The sequence below is a fragment of the Enterococcus phoeniculicola ATCC BAA-412 genome (assembly GCF_000407505.1).
In the GTDB taxonomy this organism is placed as follows: Bacteria; Bacillota; Bacilli; order Lactobacillales; family Enterococcaceae; genus Enterococcus_K; species Enterococcus_K phoeniculicola.
In genome coordinates this window covers 13,566-31,174 of sequence record NZ_ASWE01000007.1, presented here as the reverse complement: position 1 = coordinate 31,174, position 17,609 = coordinate 13,566, and the positions used below count along the sequence as shown (strand labels likewise).

Annotated in this window: 11 protein-coding genes and 1 other annotated feature; of the genes, 5 read left to right on the top strand and 6 right to left on the bottom strand. The window is 37.4% G+C overall.

Annotated features, from left to right (window positions below; all coding sequences use genetic code 11):
• Positions 1-48: 48 nt before the first annotated feature.
• Complete coding sequence (locus I589_RS17390) at positions 49-771, bottom strand: pseudouridine synthase (RefSeq protein ID WP_010766765.1); 723 nt, start codon at positions 769-771, stop codon at positions 49-51.
• A 55-nt stretch (positions 772-826) separates the two neighbouring features.
• The gene (locus I589_RS17385; RefSeq protein WP_010766764.1) at positions 827-2,473 is read right to left on the bottom strand and encodes a putative polysaccharide biosynthesis protein; all 1,647 of its coding nucleotides are present in this window, start codon (positions 2,471-2,473) and stop codon (positions 827-829) included.
• A 268-nt stretch (positions 2,474-2,741) separates the two neighbouring features.
• On the opposite strand from I589_RS17385, the gene I589_RS17380 reads away from it, so the two are divergent.
• The gene (locus I589_RS17380) at positions 2,742-4,259 is read left to right on the top strand and encodes a UDP-N-acetylmuramoyl-L-alanyl-D-glutamate--L-lysine ligase (RefSeq protein ID WP_010766763.1); all 1,518 of its coding nucleotides are present in this window, start codon (positions 2,742-2,744) and stop codon (positions 4,257-4,259) included.
• 415 nt (positions 4,260-4,674) lie between these two features.
• Here I589_RS17380 and leuS read toward each other — a convergent pair whose 3' ends face one another.
• Together leuS and I589_RS17370 are read right to left on the bottom strand one after the other, a co-directional pair.
• Positions 4,675-7,188: a leucine--tRNA ligase gene (gene leuS, locus I589_RS17375; RefSeq protein ID WP_010766762.1), complete on the bottom strand. Its 2,514-nt coding sequence runs from the start codon at positions 7,186-7,188 to the stop codon at positions 4,675-4,677.
• Positions 7,189-7,239: 51 nt separating this feature from the next.
• Positions 7,240-7,448 (bottom strand) — a binding site (T-box leader).
• Between the two features lie 44 nt (positions 7,449-7,492).
• The gene (locus I589_RS17370) at positions 7,493-9,715 is read right to left on the bottom strand and encodes a LysM peptidoglycan-binding domain-containing protein (RefSeq protein ID WP_010766761.1); all 2,223 of its coding nucleotides are present in this window, start codon (positions 9,713-9,715) and stop codon (positions 7,493-7,495) included.
• A gap of 432 nt (positions 9,716-10,147) precedes the next feature.
• On the opposite strand from I589_RS17370, the gene I589_RS17365 reads away from it, so the two are divergent.
• Genes I589_RS17365 through mnmM form a run of 3 tightly spaced genes read left to right on the top strand, consistent with a single transcriptional unit; the run spans position 10,148 to position 12,363 of the window.
• Positions 10,148-10,798 (top strand): phosphatase PAP2 family protein, encoded by a 651-nt coding sequence (locus tag I589_RS17365; RefSeq protein WP_010766760.1) that lies wholly within the window; start codon positions 10,148-10,150, stop codon positions 10,796-10,798.
• Positions 10,799-10,825: 27 nt separating this feature from the next.
• On the top strand, positions 10,826-11,788 hold the full coding sequence (mnmL, locus tag I589_RS17360; RefSeq protein ID WP_010766759.1) for a tRNA modification radical SAM protein MnmL/YtqA: 963 nt from the start codon (positions 10,826-10,828) through the stop codon (positions 11,786-11,788).
• Positions 11,788-12,363: a tRNA 5-(aminomethyl)-2-thiouridylate-methyltransferase MnmM gene (gene mnmM, locus I589_RS17355; protein ID WP_010766758.1), complete on the top strand. Its 576-nt coding sequence runs from the start codon at positions 11,788-11,790 to the stop codon at positions 12,361-12,363. The genes mnmL and mnmM overlap by 1 nt, the downstream gene beginning before the upstream one ends.
• A gap of 922 nt (positions 12,364-13,285) precedes the next feature.
• Here the strand turns inward: mnmM and I589_RS17350 are convergent.
• Positions 13,286-15,055 (bottom strand): ABC transporter ATP-binding protein, encoded by a 1,770-nt coding sequence (locus I589_RS17350; RefSeq protein WP_010766757.1) that lies wholly within the window; start codon positions 15,053-15,055, stop codon positions 13,286-13,288.
• Entirely contained in the window at positions 15,056-16,771 is a 1,716-nt protein-coding gene (locus I589_RS17345) for an ABC transporter ATP-binding protein (protein WP_010766756.1), read from the bottom strand. It lies immediately after the preceding gene.
• Positions 16,772-16,906: 135 nt separating this feature from the next.
• Here I589_RS17345 and I589_RS17340 point away from each other — a divergent pair, with 135 nt between their 5' ends.
• A complete protein-coding gene (locus I589_RS17340; protein WP_010766755.1) occupies positions 16,907-17,569 on the top strand; it encodes a TetR/AcrR family transcriptional regulator in 663 nt (220 codons plus the stop codon).
• Positions 17,570-17,609 lie beyond the last annotated feature (40 nt).

Genomic DNA, 17,609 nt, shown 5'->3' with positions numbered 1-17,609 from the left:
CACTCTTACATTTTATTATTAGTTGTGATTTATGAGATAATTTTTTTCTCAGCCATTTCCCTTCAACTTTTCCAGCTCCTCTTCTGAAAGCTGTCTATAGTGTCCTAGTTCAATATCTTTTGGAAGGGGTAAATTCCCCATTCTTACCCGTTTCAAATAGGTAACTTCTTTCCCAACAGCTGCCACCATTCGCTTCACTTGATGAAATTTCCCTTCATGAAGTATCAGTTGGATTTCTGAGGTTTGTTTTTCTTTATCAACAGATACAATGGTTAATTGCGCGGGTAATGTTTGCTCTTCCCCGCTAATAATAAGTCCTTTTTCAAATAATTCTACGTCCTCTTGGGTCATAATTCCTGAAACGCACGCATAGTATTCTTTCTCCACATGCTTTTTTGGTGAGAGTAATTGGTGAGATAATACCCCGTCATTTGTAATTAAGAGAAATCCTTCTGTGTCCTTATCTAAACGACCAACAGGAAATAAATCCTCTCGATAGGCTTCATCAGAAAACAAATCCAAAACAGTTTCATCATAATTATCTTGCGTTGCAGAAATAACCCCCTGTGGTTTATTTAGTAGGTAATAAAAATATTTTTGGTAGGTAAGTTTTTCCCCTTCAAATGTAATAATATCCACTTTTTCTTTCACTTGGAATTTATCACTTTTTACGACCTCTCCGTTTACCTGAACATTCCCTTTTTTTATAAAAACTTTTACCTCTTTTCGACTTCCTAATCCTACATCTGCTAAATATTTATCTAAACGCATCTTTTTCCTCCTAAAAAAGAGTGGAGCCGACATTGTCAGAATCTCCACTCACTGATTATTTTATTTTTAATTTACGACGTAAGTCGCCTACTCGATTTCCCAGAAGTTTATCAGCTAAACGTGACTTCAATGCTAGGTAGCCATACGTAGCACCACCCACTGCTGCAACTAATATAATTAGAATGAATGACTGGAACTTACTATCCGTATTCAGTACTAGTCCAAAAATGAACCGAGCAATTCCTGCTGCAATCACCATCAACATAGTCATAATAAAAATAAGCAAAGTTCTACGTGCAGTTAAGCTGATATTAAAACGTGTCACCTGATGAATCTTTCTCACGATGAGGAAGCAGGAAACACCAAAACCAATCATTGTCGCTGTCAATGGTCCATAAACTTCTAATAAACGAATCATTGGATATTGTAAAATTAATTTGACGACAAATCCAATCGCGAGATAGGTAATTGCTGCTGTATTCTGATACATTCCTTGCAGCATGTTCGATGCTAACATGTACAAACCTAATAATAAACCCGCAATACACGCTTGAATTAACAGCTTTGTTCCTAATGAATCTGGTGAGTAAAACAGGGTATTTAGAGGGTAAGCCAATAACATCATTCCAAATGTAGCAGGGAACATAACAAATGCAAAAAGTTGGATGTTGTTATTTGTCAGCTTTGCTAGACCAATATGATCTTTAATCGTTGCAGCTTCTGTAATTAACGGTAGCCCCGCCATAGCAATTGATGTTGCTAACGCAATAACAACCATTGTCAGTTTATCTGGATTGGCACTGAAGATAGAGAACAATTCGATTAAGTGTTCATGAGAATATGAGGTAGCATTCTCCATAGCCTTTACGAAGGTCATCTGATCCACTAATTTAAAGATTGTCACACCTGATCCCACAATGATAAATGGAATTGCTTCTTTTACCGTTTCAATTAATAAATCCTTAGTTGCAACATTTAATTCTTTTGAGCTTCGTTCAACAAATACATCCATTTTTACTTTTTGTTTTTGTAAAAAATACAACAGTACTGCAAAACCTGCAAGCATTCCTACAAAGGCTGCTAATGTCGATTGCGTGACTGCCGCAACGTAATCTCCTTTGCCAAGTTTCATAATAATGAAAACGGTAAGAAGCATGTAAAATACTCGAGCAACCTGCTCAACAATTTGTGATAGAGCAAATGGCATCATCTCTTGATTTCCTTGGAAATACCCGCGAATGACACTCATACAAGGGAACACGAGTACAGCTATACTCAGCGCCTGCATCGTCGGAATCAAGTCCTTTCCTCCACCAGAAGCATTCGCTAGCCATGGAGAACCTATGTACATGAGTCCTGCAAAAACAACACCTAATATAGCCATCATTTGTAATGCACGAATAAATAATTGACGACTGGTTTGATATTCATTTAATGAATTATAATGCGCAACTTGTTTGGCAATTGCGGCTGGAATTCCTGCGGTAGATACTAGAAGAAACAGAGCATACACATTGTAGCCCATGTTCATCAAGCCATTGGCAGTTTTCCCATATTCGCCCATCCATGCATACCACGGAATGATATATACAGCACCTAACAGTCTAGAGATGATATTACTAGCTGTCATCCATGCTGAACCACGAGCCATTTTCTCTTGATTGGTCAATTCTTTTGACACTGGTTGTGTTTGATTATCCATCTGAATGATTCCCAACTTTCTTCAAAACATACTCTTCCATTTTAATTGTAATTCATCAAACTAGCAATCTCTTTTGCAAAATATTATAGTAGAAATAAAATTCTTTAGATAATTTTCGCAAAATTTTTTTTATTCCCTTCAACTCCTAAAAAATAAAAAAGCACCTATGGTATAATAAATAAGGTTTGACTGGACATTTTATTAAAAAATGTAGGCTTATACTTTCAAAAAAATAATTAAAAATTTCAATCAAAGTGAGGTATGTCTTATGACGTTTTCCCTAAATCACATCCGGGCCCTTTTGCTCGAACATCATTTATTAAAAGAATTTATTACCCCTGACGGCTGGCATCTTCAATTAGATGCACTTTCTACGTACTCATTTTCAGCACTTTCTTATGATTCCCGTCAAGTAGATGCGCACACACTATTCTTTTGCAAAGGACTAAACTTTAAAGAAGAATACCTAGTCTCTGCAATTCAATCTGGACTGGCTTGCTATGTATCAGAGCAGCCCTATGAGGTTGATGCAACGTGTGGCATTATTGTAACGGATATTCGAAAAGCAATGGCGATTCTCAGCATGGCATTCTATGATTACCCACAAAACGAGTTAACTCTAATTGGTTTTACAGGGACAAAAGGAAAAACAACTGCTGCCTATTTTACAAAGGCAATTTTAGATGAAACAACAAATAATAAAACAGCCTTACTCTCTACAATGAATACAACCTTGGATGGCGTAACATACTTTAAATCACATCTCACTACCCCTGAATCTTTGGATTTGTATAGAATGATGCGTCAAGCAGTGGATAATCAGATGAGTCATCTTGTGATGGAGGTGTCTTCACAGGCTTATAAAACACAACGAGTTTACGGACTCACCTTTGATATTGGCTTGTTTTTAAATATTTCACCAGATCATATCAGTCCGATTGAGCATCCGACATTTGATGACTATTTCTACTGTAAACGTCAGCTTTTACTTCATTCAAAAAAAGTAATCATCCATCGTGAAACTGACTACTATGATCTCTTAGCAGAATCCATTGCAGAAGCTCAGGTTCCAGTTTTCACTTACGGTCGCAGTGAACAAGCAGATTTTCAAGTAGTGACTGATTCAAAGGACTCACTTTCCTTTCACCTTAACGTAAGTCAAAAAAATAGTCAGCTTTCAATTGAGGGAGATTACCGGATTTTATTAGCTGGCGACTTCAATCAAGAAAATGCAGCGAGTGCCTTATTGGCAGCCTTTCTTGCTGGCGCTTCTGTTTCAGATGGTCAAACGGGTCTTTCAAAGGCTCGCGTTCCTGGCCGAATGGATCAATTAATTCACAAAAATGGCGCTTCTGTTTTTGTTGACTATGCTCATAACTACTTGAGTTTAAAAAACTTACTGCAATTTGCAAGAAAAGAAAATCCACTTGGAAAATTAATCGTTATTATCGGCAGTCCAGGGAATAAAGCCATTTCACGGCGCAAAGATTTTGGGAAGGTTCTTTCAGAACTTGCCGATATTGCTATCTTAACTGCCGATGATCCAGCAAATGAGTCCCCACAAAAGATTGCAGACGAAATCGCAGCAGCCATCACAAATAAAACCGTCGATGTCCGCTTTGAAATGAATCGAACGCAGGCAATTGAGTTAGCTCTGTCACTCTGTACAGCAAAAGATACTGTTGTCATTGCAGGAAAAGGCGTCGATTTGTATCAAAAAGTTCTTGGAGTTGATGAACCCTATGAAGGGGATTATTACATTGTAAAACGACTGATTGAGGAATAACCTAGCGCCCTCTTCAATTCAGTTTCTAATAAACGCTTGAAACAGTTAGTTGCTTTCTTTTCTACAATAAAGAAATTAAAACAAAAGTGTCCAGCTATGAGAACCAAACAGGTCCATTTCTATAGCTGTTTCCAAAGGCATTGCTTCTGTCTCGACCTTGGAGAAAACTCACCTCTACGTCGGTTTGCTTGCATCAAATGCTACGGATTGCTTTAAAATTGAAGATATCCATGTCAATTCGAGCTCATCACCTTCTAGGTATGGAACATGTTTAAGTTGAGAAGCTTTGAAAATAAGCTAAAAGTGCATCGAAATACTCTCTATGTAAAACGAGTGTTTCGATGCACTTTCTCGGTTGTCTGAGCTAAATACTCCCGTCTCAACCTCTTTCTATTCATTTTTCTAAATTGTCTATCTAATTCGCCACAATATTTACCAATTTGTTAGGCACAACAATCACTTTTCGAATGGTCTTTCCTTCGATATTCGCTTGAATTATTTCATCTGATAGAGCAATTTTTTCGAGTTCTTTTTTTGCCAAGTCGCGTGCGACATTGACTTTAGCACGAACTTTCCCATTAATTTGGAAGACAACTTCGATTTCATCTTCAACTAACTCTGCTTCATCATACGTTGGCCAAGGAACATATGAAATGCCCCCCTCGTTTCCTAAGATTGCCCATAGTTCTTCTCCAATATGAGGAGCGATAGGTGCAAGTAACTGAACAAAACCTTCCATATACTCATAAGGAAGTACATCCACTTTATAAGCTTCATTTACGAAGACCATCAATTGTGAAATCCCTGTATTAAAGTGTAAATTGTTAAAGTCTTCCGTTACTTTTTTCACGGTTTGATTATAAACTTTTGTTAGTTTTCCATCATTAACCGTCGTAATCCGATCGCGCATCTTATTGTTTTCATCTACCAGTAAACGCCATACTCGATCTAAGAATTTACGACTTCCTTCAAGCCCATTTTCACTCCAAGCAATAGAGGCATCTAATGGTCCCATAAACATTTCATACATACGAAGGGTATCTGCGCCATATTTATCAATCACATCGTCAGGATTTACCACATTCTTCAAAGATTTACTCATTTTTGCTGGTGCTTCTTCAAGCTCTTCTCCTGTTTCAATGTTTACCCATGCTGCGCCACGCTTTTCAACCATATTCGTTGGAACTAACGCACCACGGCTATCACGGAAACTTTGACCTAAGATCATGCCTTGATTATAGAGTTTTTGGAAAGGTTCTTTTGTTGGAACCACACCGATGTCATACAAGAATTTATGCCAGAATCGAGCATAAAGTAAGTGGAGTACTGCATGTTCAGCACCACCGATATAGATATCTACAGGCATCCAACGTTCAAGCTTTTCATAATTCGCTAATTCTTTTTTATTATGCGGATCAATAAATCGCAAGTAGTACCAAGAGCTACCTGCCCACTGAGGCATTGTATTTGTTTCGCGACGCCCCTTCATTCCTGTTTCAGGATCAACAACATTTACCCACTCAGTAATATTAGCTAAAGGAGATTCTCCTGTACCGCTAGGTTGAATATTGTCAGTTTTTGGCAGTGTCAATGGTAACTCTGATTCTGAAAGTGTTGTAGTTGTTCCATCTTCCCAATGAATAACCGGGATAGGCTCTCCCCAGTATCTTTGGCGAGAGAATAACCAGTCACGTAAACGATAGCTAACCTCTTTCTTACCGACACCTTGTTCTTCAAGCCATGTATTCATTTTTTCAATAGCATCTTCTTTATTCAAGCCATCTAAAAATTCTGAGTGAATATGTGGACCATCACCCGTATAGGCTTCTGTTGCTACTTCTCCACCAGCAACAACTGGTAAAATTTCGATGTCAAAGGTTTTAGCAAATTCAAAGTCTCGTTCATCATGAGCTGGAACGGCCATAATTGCACCTGTCCCGTATGAAGCAAGCACGTAATCTGCAATCCAAATAGGCACTTCTTTACCATTTGCCGGGTTAACCGCATAGGCACCTGTGAAGACACCTGTTTTTTCTTTCGCTAAGTCTGTTCTACTTAAATCTGATTTTTTGGCTGCCGCTTCAATATAAGCTTCAACCGCTTCTTTTTGTTCTGGAGTCGTAATTTTTTGCACTAATTCCAGCTCAGGTGCTAGCACGGTATATGTTGCACCAAATAAGGTATCTGGACGTGTAGTAAATACATTGAAGGATTCGTCTGTTCCTGCAACTTTGAACGTAACACTTGCTCCAACTGAACGACCAATCCAGTTTCGTTGCATCTCTTTAATACTTTCAGGCCAATCTACCGTATCTAAATCATCTAGTAGACGATCTGCGTAAGCAGTAATTTTTAGCATCCATTGGCGCATTGGCTTTCTAACAACATCATAACCGCCGCGTTCACTCTTGCCATCAATCACTTCTTCATTTGAAATAACTGTTCCCAGCTCAGGAACCCAGTTTACAGCTACTTCTGCTTCGTAAGCTAACCCTTTTTCATACAATTTAGTGAAAATCCATTGTGTCCATTTATAGTACTCTGGATCTGTCGTATTTATTTCACGATTCCAATCATAGCTAAATCCCAGTGCATTAATCTGACGACGGAATGTTTCAATATTTTTTTTCGTAAACTCTGCTGGATCATTTCCTGTATCCAGTGCATATTGCTCAGCAGGTAGCCCAAATGCATCCCACCCCATCGGATGAAGTACATTAAAGCCTTGGCTTCGTTTAATTCGTGACAAAATATCTGTTGCCGTATAGCCTTCTGGATGTCCAACATGAAGGCCTTGACCTGAAGGGTAGGGAAACATATCTAGTGCGTAAAATTTTGGTTTTTTTGGGTCATCATGGGTGTTAAATGCATTGGTTTTAGCCCAATATTTTTGCCATTTTTTTTCTATGTCTTTGTGATTATAACTCATGGTTCTCCTCCTTTATACTAAAAAAAGTCCTATAAAAAGAGCATGCTCTTCTTATAGGACGTAATCTACGTGGTACCACCTACATTTACCTTTTTTTCAAAAGGCCTCAAACGTGTTAACGGTCGTCACCGTACTTGCTTACTATGACTTCAGCAACTAAACGAGAAAGGCGAGTTCAAAAGCATCCATACACATTTCCACCAGCCATGTGCTCTCTAAAATTTCAAACTTTTTACTAATTCCTTTTTATGTGTTTTCTATTTAATAGCTTCATACTACCAAATTTACCCATTGAATTCAATTCTTATTTTAATTTTAGTTTTTGACCGACATAAATCATGTCAGAACTTAACTTGTTCAAACTTTTCAATTTATCTACCGTTAATCCATGCTTGTTGGCAACTGTCCACAAAGTATCTCCACTCTTCACTTGATACGTAGACGTATTTTCTGCCGTTGTGGTATTAGATGAAGTATTTGCCGTACCTGCACCATTCTTAGAGACAATTACTTTTTGCCCTGGGTAGATAAAGTCATTCTTAATATTGTTCCAGTTTCTAAAGTCACTCATACTAATTCCATGTTTGTTGGAAATTCCCCACACAGAATCACCAGATTTCACTGTATATGTTTGGCTTGTCCCTGTTGCGGTATTTCCTGTATTGCTTGAATTGGCAGCCGAATTGGATGAACTATTTGAATTATTAGTATTTGATGCGCTTGACCCACCTTTTACCACAAGTTTTTGTCCAGGGTAAATGAAATCATTTTTGATGCCATTCCAACTTCTCAACTGATCCATACTGATTCCATATTTGTTGGAAATTGCCCACACAGAATCGCCGGATTTCACTGTATATGTTTGGCTTGCATTTGATGAGCTGTTCCCAGTATTTCCACTTGACGTAGATGAACTGTTTGAACTATTGGTATTTGATGCGCTTGATCCACCTTTTACCACAAGTTTTTGCCCAGGATAGATGAAGTCATTTTTGATGCCGTTCCAGCTTCTTAGCTGACTCATACTAATTCCATACTTATTGGAAATTGCCCAAATGGAGTCGCCCGATTTCACTGTATATGTCTGACTAGAGGCATTATTACTGCTTGAAGACCCTGTATTAGCATTCCCCGATGAGCTGTTATTAGTCCCTGTTGAGGTGCCTTTTTTAACGACTAATTTTTGCCCAGGATAAATGAAATCATTTTTGATGCCATTCCAGCTTCTCAACTGATCCATACTGATTCCATATTTGTTGGAAATTGCCCAAATGGAGTCCCCAGATTTCACTGTATATGTTTGACTAGAGGCATTATTACTACTTGAAGACCCTGTATTAGTATTTCCTGATGAATTGTTAGTCCCTGTTGAGGTGCCTTTTTTAACGACTAATTTTTGCCCAGGATAGATGAAATCATTTTTGATGCCATTCCAGCTTCTCAGCTGGTCCATGGTGATTCCATATTTGTTGGAAATTGCCCATACCGAGTCCCCAGATTTTACTGTATAATATTGACTCGCATTTGATGCATTGTTCCCAGTATTACTAGAGGAGCTGTTTGAGTTTCCTGATGAGCTTCCACCAGAGCCTGTATTGGAACCTGCTGAACTACCATTGCTGACCACTAATTTTTGTCCAGGATAGATCAAATCATTTTTGATATTATTCCAGCTTCTTAATTGAGCCATCGTGATTCCATATTTGTTAGAGATCGCCCAAATGGAGTCCCCAGATTTTACTGTATAATATTGTGCCCCAGAAGTTGATCCAGTGTTCCCGCTATTCGAATTCCCTGTGTTTGTATTTCCTGTATTACCAGCATTTGATCCGCCACCTGTAGTAGCTCCACCACCTGCATTACCAGATGCTGGCGTATCATATTTTGTTAAGCCGTAAGTGGCAATAATTTGATTCAGTTTACCTGCATATGAAGGATCTGTGGCATAACGTCCCGTTAACCATGCTGTTGCATCTCGATAGGAAGAAGTATTGCTCTTCCAAGCACCAGAATAGTAATAGACCCCTGCTTGCAAAGAAACATTTCTTAATACATAGGCATTATCCGCAAATGATTCTGCATAAGAAGGATATTTACGAAATGGTTCTTTTTTTGTCACCCATTTTCCATTTAAGTACTCTAACGTATCCATATAAACTGTTTGGCCTTGGTAACTACCCTTTATACCAAATAAATTATAGTTTGGTGCCATAGATAGCGTACTTGCTCCCCAACCGCTTTCTACAATTGCTTGAGCAATCATCACAGAGGCATATAAATCATTTGCGTTGGCAACTGGCTGAGCGTACGTGGCAATTTGTGCAATAAAAGCAGATGTATTTGCACGAGCAGCTACTTGATTGGCTTCAAGTGCATGCGCTTGTATAGGTGTGAGCAAAGGAGCGCCAATGGTACAAGTCATCATGGCTGTTCCCATAACGGTTGCGCCTTTTTTCATTTGCTTGAAAGCTAGACGCTGTGCTTCTGCTTTACGTCTTTCTTTTCTAGGAATGTATGACTCTTTCATTTTTTACCCTCCAAATTTCTTTCAGATCAGATTTAATAGATAACCTAAGTATAACTTTTCTTAACCTTTATTAAAAGAAGTTTAAGGTATAATCAAGCATTTGTAATCTACTTGTAAACTATAAAATAACAATTATTATAATTAACGAATGATTCTTGTTATTTAGGTAATAACCCTTGTTGTTTTATTCACATGTTTTTTTTAATTTCTTCGATTATATTACGATGAGATTACCTTTAGATGTCTAAAAAATAATTACAATATTTATGTTTAAGTTATTTTATGCACATAGTCCTGTTTTTCTATTTTCCAACTATCATTTATTCTATTTTCATTCACTATTTCTTTATTTCATTTTTTCCTTTACCACAGTCCTTTTTTCAAATGAAAAGTGGTGCTATAATAAGTGCACTGTACAAAAAGGAGCGTTCAATGAAAAATAAACTTTATTATCAATTTGCTGGCAGTAGTTTTCTACTCATTTTTGTCTTTCTAGGTTACGTGGTACGGTTTTATCCGACATGGCTATCTGGCTTTGATCAAGTAGTAACTTCTTTTATTCGTTTACCTTATCCTAACTGGCATTCATTTTATCTCTGGGTAACAAAATTTGGAAATCCAAGTACAATGGCAATTTTAACCATTACATTCTTACTTGTTTTACTCGTTGGCAAACGCTATGCAGAAGCCATTTGGATGACACTAAACGTTGTGGTCATCGGCGGACTATTCAATCCATTGATTAAGTTAGTCTTTATGCGTCAGCGTCCAACATTAACTCATCTGGTTAGTGAATCCAGCTATAGCTTCCCTAGCGGGCATTCTACAGGAAGTATGCTGCTCTTTGGTACGGTAATTTTTCTATTACCTCTCTTCATTCAAAAAACAAGTATGAGAATTGTGATTCAGCTTCTTTTAGGTCTGCTTATTCTCTCTATAGGCGCTAGCAGAATCTATGTCGGTGTTCATTTTCCAAGTGATGTAGTGGGTGGCTTTTGTCTGGGACTTTCCTGGCTTCTTCTTACTTATCCAATTTATGAGGAAAAACGATTTATCTGGCGATTTAAAAGCAAACAAAAGTAATTTTTTAGCAAGAAAGAAGGATGACCGATGACAACTTTTCCTTATTCAGAAGATGGAAACAAGCGCTACCACTCATGGAATTATGCCTTACGTGAAACGTTTGGCGGAAAGCTATTTAAGGTGCCTGTAGATGGTGGATTTGACTGCCCCAATAGAGATGGTACCGTTGCACATGGTGGCTGTACATTTTGCAGTGTTTCAGGATCTGGTGATATGATTGTTGCACCAGAAGAACCTTTACCTATTCAATTTCAAAAAGAAATTGATGAGATGCATAAAAAATGGCCAAATGTAAAACAATATATTGTCTATTTTCAAAATTTTACAAATACCCATGCCCCTGTCGATGTGATTCGTGCTCGTTTTGAACAAGTAGTTAATTTACCCGGAGTAGTAGGTATTTCTATAGGTACTCGCCCAGACTGTTTACCCGATGAAGTAGTGGATTACCTAGCTGAGCTGAATCAACGCTATTATTTATGGGTAGAACTCGGACTGCAATCTACCTATGAAGAAACAAGTCACTTAATCAATCGTGCCCATGATTATCAAACCTATATAGAAGGTGTCAATAAATTACGCAAACATAATATTCGTGTCTGTACCCACTTAATCAATGGGTTACCTGGGGAAAGCATTGAAATGATGCGAGAAAATGTGAAGCGCACCATTCTTGATTCAGACATTCAAGGAATCAAACTACACTTACTCCATTTAATGACAAATACTCGAATGCTTCGGGATTATCAGGAAGGTCGCCTTCAGCTCATGTCTCGTGAAGACTATGTCTCTGTTATTTGTGATCAGCTTGAAATGATTCCTAAAGAAATCATTATTCATCGTCTTACAGGGGACGCTCCTTGGGATTCTCTGGTAGGCCCTATGTGGAGTTTGAAGAAATGGGAAGTACTAAATGCAATAGATGCAGAGTTGATTAGACGAGACTCTTACCAAGGAAAATTTGATGTTCGTCAAAAGGAGCGAGTCTAATGCTACAAACAGCTCTTCACTTTAGTCATACTTTATTAAAAGAAATTATACAGCCTGGTGATTTGGTGATTGATGCGACAATGGGCAATGGTTTTGATACATTATTTTTAGCAGAACTCGTTGGAAAAACTGGAAAAGTCTATAGCTTCGATATTCAAGAGCAAGCACTTCTGACCACACGAAAAAAGCTTGTAGAATCAGGATTAGATACACGGGTAAAACTTTTCTTACAGGGACATGAAACCATTGGAGAAATTCTTAATTTAGACGTCCCTGTGAAAGCCGCAATTTTTAATTTAGGCTATCTACCCAAAAGTGATAAATCCATTATCACTTTACCCAATACAACCAAACGTGCACTTGATGAGATTTTACTCCGACTGACACCCAGAGGGCGACTACTTATCGTGGCTTATTACGGACATGACGGAGGAATGGATGAACTTTCTATGGTTAGAAACTATTGTGAGTCACTCCCACAAGAACAATTCAATGTATTGAATTATCAGTTTATCAATCAAAAAAATCAACCACCTATCTTGTTTTGTATTGAACGAAAAAAGAAGAGTGAATAAAAGAGGAAAAATCAGGAATGTTCAGCCCTGAGAAGTAGATACTGTACTCCTTTCTATATAAGAATAACGGAAATTATAGCAAACCTTACCTCTTTCTCTGTTAATCGAAGTTTTTTATTTTGTCTTGATTTAATCATACTAGAGCACGATATGCTTTTTAATACTTAAAATAAAGGGGTCTGAAGAATCATTTCTGATTCATCAGACCCCTTATTACAGATATCACGTTCGTAGAAAAGTTCGCGGTCAGGATAGAAGTGTTCAGCTCTACTAGACATTCTCAAAGTGAAACTACGTAATTTTCAGCGCTACGTAGGTGCACCTCTACATCAAATTTTTTCATAAAAAAGTGATTGGATGCGCCAAGCAGGTGCTTTTTCTAGCATGTTCCATACGTAGAAGTTGATGAAGTCCTCCATCTTCTATCTGAGACAACTAATAATTTGTACTTTATGCTTACATAAGTACGAAATAGTTACCTTTTCTAGCATTTTTATGATTTCTCCACACTTACTTCCTTGAATCCTCATCGCTCTTTCTTATACATACCCTATTCCTCCTAAAGTCCTATATCTTTTTAAATAGTTGTAATTTAAAATAAAAGAAAAAGGATGTGAGAATATGTCAAAAGTATTAATATTATGTGTAATCATAGCTATTTTCTCTGGAGTGTACATAAATAAAAAACGTCAAAATAAGTAGGTATCGTTTCTACTTATTTTGGTTCTATTAAGTAAACTAGATGATATTTTACTTTAGAGTTACCCTTTACGTTAATAAATAGGTTTAAAGTAAAAGAGTGTGGAACATAACTTAGATAGTTATGTTCCACACTCTTAAAATTTTAATAAAGGTTGGGAAGAGAAGGAACTCATCTGCACTTCGCAAATAAGCTGAACACGTCTGTCCCGACCTCTACTAATTATTCAAACACAAACTGATTGTGGTAGAGCTCTGCATAGAAGCCATCTTCTTTCAATAGTTCATGATGACTTCCTTCTTCGATAACTTCCCCATCTCTCAAGACAACAATTCGATCTGCGTTTAAGATTGTTTTTAATCGATGGGCAATCACAAAGCTTGTTCGACCTTTAATTGCTTCGTCCATTGCTTTTTGAATTTTCGCTTCTGTCACAGTATCTACATTACTGGTTGCTTCATCTAAAATTAGTAACGCAGGATTCGTAATAATTGTACGTGCAATACTAATTAGCTGCTTTTGACCCGTACTAAAGACATTGTTCTCTTCCGTAATTTCTGTTGCATAGCCCTCATCCAGCGCCATAATGAATTCATGAATGTTCGCCTGTTTTGCCGCATAGATTACTTCTTCATCTGTTGCTTCTGGTCGACCAAACACAATGTTGTCTCGAATCGTTCCAGAGAACAAAACAGAATCCTGTAAAACAATACCTACATGCTCTCTAAGACTTGCTAAATCTAATTGACGAATATCTGTTCCATCAAAGGTGACTGAACCACTATTTACGTCATAGAATCGATTTAGAAGATTCATGATGGTTGTTTTCCCGGAGCCTGTTGGCCCAACAAGCGCGACCATTTCACCTTTACCTACCTGAATAGAGACATCTTTTAAAATTAATTTTTCTTCATCATAGCCAAAATTCACATGGTTTAAGGCAACAGATGTATCAATTCCAGAAATTTGTTTACCATTTTCTGGTTTTACTTCCTCAGGCTCATCAAACATTTCATTCAAACGTCTTGCACCGGTAATTGCCAGCTGAATCATGCTATATCCTGAAGAGATTTGCATTAATGGTTGATAGTATTGTTGCGAATACTGAACGAACGTAACGACTAAACCTAACGCTACAGAACGATCCAACTCCCCATTCAGCGCTAACCAGCCACCAAAGAAAATGACAATAGCAGTATTTACTAATGACATGCCTTGCATCATAGGGAATAATAAGCCTGAATAGACCTGTCCCTTATAAGTAGCATCACGAACTTTTTGATTATGTTCTAAAAATCCGTCAATCGTTTCATCTTGAAGTCCATTTGTAATAATAATTCGTTGTCCAGATATTTTTTCATCCATGTATCCGTTCAATTTCCCAACTTCATCTTGCTGAAGATCTACATATTTTCGAGCTTTTTGAATCACGATGACTGCAATTAGAATTGCAATTGGTGTAGAAGCAATGGTTGCCCACGCAAGCGTTACATTTTGACGGAACATCATTATGATAATCCCTACAAGCAGCACTGCATTCGACATAAACTGCAGCAATGCCTGATTTAAACTATTTTGAATATTATCTAAATCACTGGTAAATCGGCTCAATATTTCTCCGTCTTGATGAGAATCAAAAAAGCGAATCGTTAATTTTTCCAGCTTATTAAATAAACCAATTCTCATTCTATTCGTTGATTTTCCAACAACCTGTGTGAAGAGAATGCTGTAAATAAAGTTTGCCGCACTTGCTAGCACGTAGAATAAAACAAGCTTCCAAATAACAGAAACAAATTTGCTCTTATCATCTTGTCCCTTCATCAAGTTTCCAACGTAATTGGCAAGCTCCTGAAACGCCTCACCAATAAATTGAGGGGCTTTTACTTGAAGATAGGTAGCAATCACAATAGTCACGAAGATAATGAAGAAGGAGAATTTATATCGTTTTAAATAGTGGTAGAAAAATTTACTTGCTTTAACTAAATCCGTCATCTATTCTTCCTCCGTTCCTTTTTGTGTTTCATAAATTTCTTGATAGACCGCATTTGAACGAACGAGCTCTTCATGCGTTCCTTCACCTACCAGCTGACCTTTATCCAACACTAAAATTCGATTCGCACGTACCACTGATGAAATCTTTTGCGCAATCACAAGGGTCGTTGTTTCTTTTAAATCTTGGTCTAAAGCTTCTCGAACAAGTTTTTCAGAACGGGCATCTAGTGCACTTGTACTATCATCTAAAATCAGAATTTTGGGTTCACCAATAACGCCACGAGAGATAGATAGACGTTGTTTTTGTCCGCCAGAAAAATTATTGCTTCTTTCTTCTACAGGAGCTTCATAACGGTCTGCCAATTTTTCAATAAACTCTTTTGCCTGCGCAATTTGAGTCGCTTGACTCATATCTTTTTCTGTTGCATCTTTTTTTCCTTGTCGAAGATTTTGAGAAATCGTTCCTGAAAAGAGAATCGCTTTTTGCAGGACAAACGAGACTGTTTGTCTCAAGCTATGTTCATTTACTGTTTTGATATCTTTTCCACCAATTCTGATTGTTCCTTCTGTTGGATCAAATAATCGTGGAATTAACTGTGCCAGCGTCGATTTACCAGCCCCTGTTGCACCAACAATCCCAACCATTTCTCCAGGTTGAATCTGGAAACTGACATCTTTTAAGGTATCCTTTTCATCTCCTGGATAACGGAAAGACACATGGTCGAACTGTAGGCTTCCTTCTAATTCTTCTTCAGGTACGTTTGGATAAATAATATCTGGCTGTGTATTCAATATTTCTTTAATCCGTTGTAAAGAGACAGCTGCACGAGACGTCATCATCATCATCATTCCACCGATAATAATCGCCATCATAATCTGCATCAAATAGTTCATGAATGACGCAATCCCGCCAATCACCGTTGGATCATCCTTCACTAATGTACTCACAAAGAAAATTGACCCTATGACAGCTAAATTGGCTGCCAGCATAAAGGATGGAATCATCACAGAAAATAAAGTGCCCACAATAATATTGTGTTTGGTCAGTTTATCGCTCACCGTTTTAAATCGTGATAATTCTGCGTCCTCTTGAACAAACGATTTTACTACTCGAATCCCTAGTAAATTTTCTTTTGCTAAGCCATTGACTTTATCAATCAGCTTTTGAATAATCATAAAATGTTTCCCCATCTGCGTGAAGGAAAGAGCAGTGATAATAACAACTGCAATAATTAGCAGAACAATGACCCACCATAATTTAGGTAAAGTAATCATCGCTAAAATAAAGCTTCCTATAAATAAAATCGGAATACGAAAAAGAGACTGCAGCGAAATCATAATCAACGTTTGAATTTGAGTGATATCATTTGTTAAGCGCACGACCAAATTTCCTGCTGAAAACTTTTCGATATTTCCAAAAGAAAAGGTCTGAATTTTTCGGAAAGTCTCTTCCCGAATATCTGCACTAACTCCTTGTGCTACGCGAGCAGAAGCAACCGTATTGACAATTCCTGCTAATAGCCCTAAGATAGCTAATCCGATTAGATAGATACCTAAGCCCTGCATCTTATCATTATCTTCTTGAAGTATTGCTTCCAACACTTCCTGTAGCAACTTGGGCTGCCATAAAGATGCAGTTACCATGACAATCACAGAAAGTAGTGAAATAATTACAGGTCCAAGATAATTCCTAACATGTTTTAAAATTAAGTCCATTTTTTTCCTCACTTTCTAAAAATTGACAGCATCTATTTAACACTGTAAAATAAAGCCGCATAATAATTTACCATGTTTCAAATTTAATAGCAACAATTAAGACAAATTTTAATGAAAAAGGATTCTGAGCTCTCTATGGAAGCAAAACTATCGAAAGAAAAAATTATTCAAACAGCTTTTCAATTATTAGAAGATAAACAGCAATTAAATGCGCTCTCTATGCGTCATATTGCCTCTGCATTAAATGTCAAAGCCCCTGCGCTTTACTGGTATTTTAAAAATAAACAGATGCTTCTTCAATCTATGGCTGAAGCAATGGAAATGCAGTTGATTGTCCCTGAAAAACAACCCACCTGGAAACATGATATTCTTGCCTATATGGAGAGTTATTTTGATTTATATAGCCAGTTTCCTTGTAGTGTAGAACTAGAAATTCATACCGTTCCAGCTTATCCAAGTCGCCTAGAACACCTTGATGCAATGATTCAAATTCTTCGTTCTGGCGGTATTCCGCTTGCACAAAGTCATCTAGCCGTAAATTCATTTCATAACCTGCTCATTGGCTTTATAATGGATTATAAAGAAGAAGTCCATTTGCGCCAAGAAATTATTGACGGAAATCAAGCGCTATTAGAGCATATTCATTTTATGCGTGATTACGCTGAAGCAAATCAGCTGAGAAATATTCAGCAAGGAATGCAATCAAGAAGAAATCGGCACTTAAAAAATGAATATTTAGAGAGTGTTTCTATTTACTTGGATGGATTACACGCTCGTTTTTGTGAAAAAAAAGCTTAGTTTTTTCATCATGTAAGCACAAAAAAAGAGCTCGTTACTC